Origin of the sequence: Propionibacterium sp. (genome assembly GCF_047719395.1) — a bacterium.
In the GTDB taxonomy this organism is placed as follows: Bacteria; Actinomycetota; Actinomycetes; order Propionibacteriales; family Propionibacteriaceae; genus Propionibacterium.
In genome coordinates this window covers 1-5,952 of sequence record NZ_JBDNTB010000006.1, presented here as the reverse complement: position 1 = coordinate 5,952, position 5,952 = coordinate 1, and the positions used below count along the sequence as shown (strand labels likewise).

The following is a 5,952-nucleotide window of genomic DNA, read 5'->3' as shown; positions in this document are numbered from 1 at the left end:
GTCACATACACATATGTGTATGTGACCACCACCATGCAGGACTGGAGAGACCCGTCCGGCACGGACCGGACCACCTGTGGCAGTTGAGTATCTGTCGACCTTCCCACTGTCACACGGTGGTCCTCGTCCGTGGTTACTTGGTCTGGAATCCCGTTCTTGTCCTGATGGTCTGCAAGATCTCCGCCAGCTCCGCCAGCATCGCGGTGGTGGTCCGGGTCGCTTTGGTCTGGCCCATCATGGTGATGGTGGCACCGGTCGTGGCGGGGGACCGAGTCGGTGGGATGTTAGCCGTCGCGGTGCTGGCACACGAGGATCTGGGTGCGGATGGATGGAGTGATTGACGTGTCCGACGAGGAGTTGGCTCAACCTGATTCTCCTGCGTCTCCGAGGGCCTCATCGACACCCGACAGCGATCCCCGAGTGCGGAGGGCCTGGCGCTCGGTTTGCGAATGGATGTCGCGATGGCCGTTGCTCGGATCGATCGCCGTGTGGGTGGGGCTCGCCGTGGGGGCGTTTGCTGTCTTATCTCGGTTGTGGACGGGACGGTGGTTCTTGGGACGGTTGACCGGTACGCCGATTGATGCGGCGAGCACGATTTTCGCGGCACTGGCCGGGGTCGCGGCGGTGGGCTATCTGGTGATCAAGTTTCGGGAACGGGCTGGGGCTGAGAGTGCCGAGCACCGCGAGGTCGAAGGGATAGCAGACCAGAAACTTATGGAGGCCGTCTCCCAGCTCGGTGATGCGGCTCCCACGGTGCGGATCGCCGGGGTGTACGCGCTCGCGGATGTTGCGGACAGGTATGGGGGCGCCTACCGGCAGCGGGTCGTGGACATACTGTGCGGCTATCTGAGGACCGACCGCCTGGTCCGCGACCAGCACGGCGCTCTGCGATATCAGCTCGGTGATGATGGCCAGCCCGACACGGGCAGGCCGGTCAGCCGGGACGGCGCGGTGGAGTCCACGATCCTCGCCACGATCGCCAACCACCTCAGACTGCCGGACCCGTACAGCCCCACCGACGGGCAGCTGCGCGGAGACCAGCTGTGGTGTGGATGCCACGTCGACCTCCACGCCACCCATTTCACCGAACAAGTTGACTTCACAGGCGCACGCTTCGACCAAGACGTGACGTTCGCCGGTGCGACCTTCAGCGGAAACGCGTGGTTCGACATGGCATCGTTCGCAGGCCGTGCGGTGTTCGCTCGTGTTCTGTTCCGCGGGGACGCGGGGTTTGAGCATGCGAAGTTCGACCAGAAGGCGATGTTTGTCGGTGCGACCTTCACGCACACAGCGGGGTTCGCCTATGTGACGTTCAGCGGAGACGCGGGGTTTAACCATGCGACCTTCAGACAGGCCGCGGGGTTTTCCCATGCGACGTTCGCCGGGGACGCGCAGTTCGATGGTGTTCTGGTCTGTAGGGATGCGGTGTTCGATGGTGCCACGTTCAAGCAGGCCGCGACGTTCGACCGTGACCTGCCGGCGAACCGGGACGCGATATTCGGCGGGACTGCGACCTTCATGCATGCGACGTTCGAGCAGGCCGCGGGGTTTTCCCATGCGACGTTCGGCGCGAGCGCCGTGTTCGCCTGGGCGGAGTTCGATCAGGACGCATGGTTCGCCGATACGAAATTCTCTGGAGACACGACGTTCAACGCCGCGATGATCCGTGGGGACGCGAAGTTCTGGCGTGCGACGTTCTCTGGGAAAGCAGATTTTGACTACGCGAGGTTCGACAAGGATGCGTGGTTCACCAGGGCGAGGTTTGATGGGGAAGTGGGGTTCGATGGTGTGATGTTCAAGCGGCCCGCACTGGGGATGAGTATGGCATCTTCTTGGTTCCCCGCTTCTTTGAAGGAGCCGGGCCGGGATCTTCCTCCTGGAGCCCACTGGGTCACCGACCTGCCAACACCGGCACCAGATCCAGATTGAGCAGCCGAAATTGGGGCCCTGGAGAGCCCGCGGATCGGGCCGATCGTTGCGGGTTAACAAAGTCACGGAGGGCGGAGGACGTGGCCATCACGGGTCTACGAAGCCGGGTTGAAGTCTCGACGGTTGATGTAGCCGTGGCTGCTGATGACGCAGTTGGCGGGAACGTCTTTCGCGACGATGGCTCCGGCGGCGATGACAGCGCCGGTTCTGATGGTCACTCCGGGCGTCACGGTGGCGTTGGCTCCTATCCACACGTTTGCCTCGATAACGATCGGAGCGGTGGTGATCCCGTCGAAGCGTTTCGTGGGGTCGACTGGGTGGCCGGCTGTTGCGAGCGTTACCCCGGGACCGATCAGTGTCCTGTCTCCGATAGAGATTCCTCCGATGTCGTAGAACGAGCAGTTCTGGTTCACGAAGACGTGTTCCCCGAAGTCCAGGTTGAGGCCGAAGTCGCAGAAGAACGGCGGGAAGAGTGTGAGTGTTTCGGGTACGGGGCGGCCGAGGATTTCACGAAGCAGTGCGGTGCGTCTGGCGAGGTCGCTGTGGCGCAGCACATTGAGCTGCGAGGTCAGGTCCATGACGACCTGTGTGCGGGCGGCGACCGTCCGCGACTCCGGTGTGTGCCGAGGGATGAGTCTTTCGTTCCGCATGGTCGGCAATCATCTCAGCTCGCCCGCGGCCGGGCCGACCGTCCCGAGCGTATCGACCGTCTCCGGATCTCTTCGGATCCGCTATCGGATGTCGCTGTCGGGGTGGGTGGCGTCGTAGTGGTGGCGCGCGGTTTCGATGTTGTGTTGGTGGGTGCGTGACCAGGCGGCCATGTCGTGTAAGAGGTCGGTGAGGCTGGCTCCGGTCGCAGTGAGCCGGTAGTCGACCTGGGCAGGCACGGTTGGGTACACGGTGCGCTGGACGAGTCCATCGCGTTCGAGGCGGCGCAGCGTGAGCGTGAGCATCCGTTGGGAGATGCCGTCGACACCGTGTTGGATCTGCCGGAATCTGCGAGGCCCGTCGGTGAGTTCGACGATCACGAGCACCGTCCACTTGTCGCCGATGCGGTCCAGGATGTCGCGGATGCGGCACCGGGGTGTGGTGGTCACTCCGGTGTGTGTGGGTGACATGAGAGTGCCTCCTTGTGGCTCTGGTTGAGAGGTTGGATGCTTTCAATGTAGTTACCGAAGAGAACCACACGGCAGCACATGCTGGGAGGACGAGGACAGGATGATTTGGGTGACTGGTGCGAGTGGGCGGCTCGCGTCCGGTGTGATCGAGCGGTTGCGCGCTCGGGGCGCGGATGTGGTGGGCGCGAGCCGCACTCCGGGGGAGGGGATGCGTCGGCTGGATTTCGATGAGCCAGACAGTCTGGACTTTCGGGGCGCGGACACGCTCGTGCTGGTCTCGGCGGGCCGCGGCGAGGACGATGTCGTGATCGCGCGACATCGGGCGGTGGTGGATGCTGCGGTGCGGGACGGGGTGAGCCACCTCGTGTACACCAGTGTGACCACTGCGGGTGAACATCTCGTTCATGCCGTGTCGCATCGGGCCACGGAGCGGTTGATCCGCGATTCGGGAGTGGCGTGGACGATCCTGCGCAACGGCATGTATGCGGAGGCCTTCGCCATGTTGCTCGCGTGGGGTGAGGATGGTGTGCTCGAGTCGCCGTACGCCGATGGTGTTCTCGCTGCGGTCGCCAGGGCAGACCTTGCCGAGGCGGCGGCGTTCGTTGTGCACGATCCGGCGGTCCACGCCGGTCAGGTCTACGACCTTGTCGGCCGGCCCATGTCGACGGCAGACGTGGCCGAGGCTGCGGGGGTTGGTTGGCGCACGATTCGACTCGGCGAGTTCAGGGCCCGCCTGGAGCACCGGACAGGTCTGCTGCCCGTGCAGCGGGAGATGGCACTGTCGATCGCCTCGAACGTGCGCCACGGTTTTCTCGCTGATCAGAACCCACAACTTGAACAGTTGATCGGACGATACCCTGCCGATCCCGTGCCCGTTGCGGCAGATGTCCTCAGCGCGAGCAGATGACCAGTCGTCGTGGGCCCGACTCCTCCACATGGGCCGGCCGCTGTTCATCGCGCTCGATCATCATCGGTTCCCGTCTGAACCAGGCGCCTGCCCGGGACCGATCGTATTCAGAGGACTTATTACCAGTGCTGTGCGGTCGCCTGGATGGCATCCCACGGTGCGGCAAGGGGCGGCGTATAGGAGAGGTCGAGGTCGGACAACTGCGGGATGGTGAGCCCGGCGAATATGGCAGTCGCGATCACGTCGGTGCGTTTGGCGACTTCACTGCCATAGGTTCCCACGAGTTGTCCTCCAAGCAGCTGTCCTGTGTTGGGATCACCGGTGAGCCGGATAGTGATCGGATGGGAGCCTGGGTAGTAGGCCTTGTGGTCGTCGGGTGTGGCGGTCACCGAGCGAGCAGGGAGGCCGGCGCGGGCGGCATCGGTTTCGCGGAGACCGGTGCGGGCGGCGACGAGGTCGAATACCTTGACAGCCTGGGTGCCGAGGACGCCTACGAAGGTGGCGTCGCCGCCGGTGGCGTTCTCTCCGGCGATGCGGCCTTGCTTGTGGGCTGTGGTGCCCAAGGGGAGCCAGGTGGTGCCGAGCAGCCGGTGACTGGTGGTCACCCCGTCTCCGGCGGCGTAGATGTCGGGCAGGCCGGTACGCATGTGGTCATCGACGACGATCGCACCGCCTGGACCGGTCTGGCCCCCGACTTCGGCGAGCAGGCTCGTGTTGGGTTGGACACCGACGACGGCGAGCACGAATTCGGTCTCGATTCGTTGGGTGCCAGTGGGGCTGGTCCCTGTGACGATGAGATGGTTCGTGTCTCGCTCGATGCGCTCGACAGTGGTGCCTGTGATGACAGTGACGCCGTGGCGATCGAGTTCGTCGTGGATGAGCTGGCCGAGGTCGGGATCGAGGGTGGAGAGCACTTCGGGTCCCCGTTGGACCATCGTGACAGCGATTCCTCGGCGACTGAGCGCTTCGGCCATTTCCAAGCCGATGTATCCAGCCCCGATGATGACGGCTGTTGTGGGTCGGCGCGCTTCGAGGTCGCGTTGCACGGCGTGCATGTTGTCGATGGTGTGCAGCACGTGCACGCCGTCGTCAACGCCAAGCGCTCTTGGACCACTGAGCCCGTGGATTGTAGTGCTGGCGGGTCCGGCACCGGTGGCGACGACGAGTCGGTCATAGCCGATGGTTTCATCGGTACCAGCAGGGGTACGTACCGTGACGGTGTGGGCGGCGGCGTCGATGTTGGTGGCGCGGGTGCCCAGGCGCAGGGCGAGTCCGGCTGTTTCGAGGTCGGCTTGGGTGCGGTGGGCGAGGTTGTGCCAGTCGGGGACGTCGCCGGCTATGTGGTAAGGGATGCCGCAGATGGAGTAGTTCGGGTACTGGTCTGCGATCACGAGGGTGACGTCGGTGTGTGGGTCTAGTTGCCGGGCGCGTAGGCCGGCCATGATGCCGGCGTCCGAGCCGCCGATGATGAGTAGTCGCATGGCGTGGTCCCTTAATGTCGTGGTTGCGGTCAACGAGTGGCGGCGAGACTCCCAACGGGGGAGGTTCTGCTGAGATCGTGCAGGTTCTGCTGCCCGATCGGGGGTGTGGGCAGCAGGGGAACGACGGCCATGCGCTCGGCGAGCTGCCGGACATGTTCGATCTGGGGCAGTTCTCCCTCTCCGATGGTGTGGAGGAATCCGGGGGCGGGGCGTGTGGCGGCGACCGAGCGGTTGACCACCCATGCCCAGGGAACAATGGCCGCCCGGTGCAGGTCGCGCTGCAGTTGTTCGGCCTCGAGGACGGGCGTCGTCTCGGGCAGGGTGACGATGATCATCTTCGTGTAGTCGGGGTCCTGGAGCCGCGTCAGGGGGGTGGCGGTCGCAGTGTCGCCCATCTGGTGGAGCATCTCGCGGTGGTAGGAGCCGGTGGCGTCGAGCAGCAGGAGGGTGTGACCGCTGGGTGCGGTGTCGATGACGACGATGCGATCCCGCGCTTCCCGGATGGCTTCGGAGAACT

At 64.5% G+C, this 5,952-nt stretch carries 6 protein-coding genes; 2 read left to right on the top strand and 4 right to left on the bottom strand.

Features of this window, described 5'->3' with window-relative positions:
- The first annotated feature begins 561 nt into the window (after positions 1 to 561).
- On the top strand, positions 562 to 1,929 hold the full coding sequence (locus tag ABF648_RS01710) for a pentapeptide repeat-containing protein (protein WP_415630564.1): 1,368 nt from the start codon (positions 562 to 564) through the stop codon (positions 1,927 to 1,929).
- Between the two features lie 95 nt (positions 1,930 to 2,024).
- On the opposite strand, the gene ABF648_RS01705 is transcribed toward ABF648_RS01710, so the two are convergent.
- Both ABF648_RS01705 and ABF648_RS01700 read right to left on the bottom strand, forming a co-directional pair.
- On the bottom strand, positions 2,025 to 2,579 hold the full coding sequence (locus ABF648_RS01705; protein WP_415630563.1) for a DapH/DapD/GlmU-related protein: 555 nt from the start codon (positions 2,577 to 2,579) through the stop codon (positions 2,025 to 2,027).
- An 81-nt stretch (positions 2,580 to 2,660) separates the two neighbouring features.
- Positions 2,661 to 3,047: a winged helix-turn-helix transcriptional regulator gene (locus ABF648_RS01700; protein WP_415630562.1), complete on the bottom strand. Its 387-nt coding sequence runs from the start codon at positions 3,045 to 3,047 to the stop codon at positions 2,661 to 2,663.
- Between the two features lie 100 nt (positions 3,048 to 3,147).
- On the opposite strand from ABF648_RS01700, the gene ABF648_RS01695 reads away from it, so the two are divergent.
- Positions 3,148 to 3,954: an NAD(P)H-binding protein gene (locus ABF648_RS01695; protein WP_415630561.1), complete on the top strand. Its 807-nt coding sequence runs from the start codon at positions 3,148 to 3,150 to the stop codon at positions 3,952 to 3,954.
- A 119-nt stretch (positions 3,955 to 4,073) separates the two neighbouring features.
- Here the strand turns inward: ABF648_RS01695 and ABF648_RS01690 are convergent, their stop codons facing one another.
- A complete protein-coding gene (locus ABF648_RS01690; protein ID WP_415630560.1) occupies positions 4,074 to 5,435 on the bottom strand; it encodes an FAD-dependent oxidoreductase in 1,362 nt (453 codons plus the stop codon).
- A gap of 29 nt (positions 5,436 to 5,464) precedes the next feature.
- On the bottom strand, positions 5,465 to 5,952 hold a 488-nt coding region (locus tag ABF648_RS01685), incomplete at its 5' end, for an ArsA-related P-loop ATPase (RefSeq protein WP_415630559.1).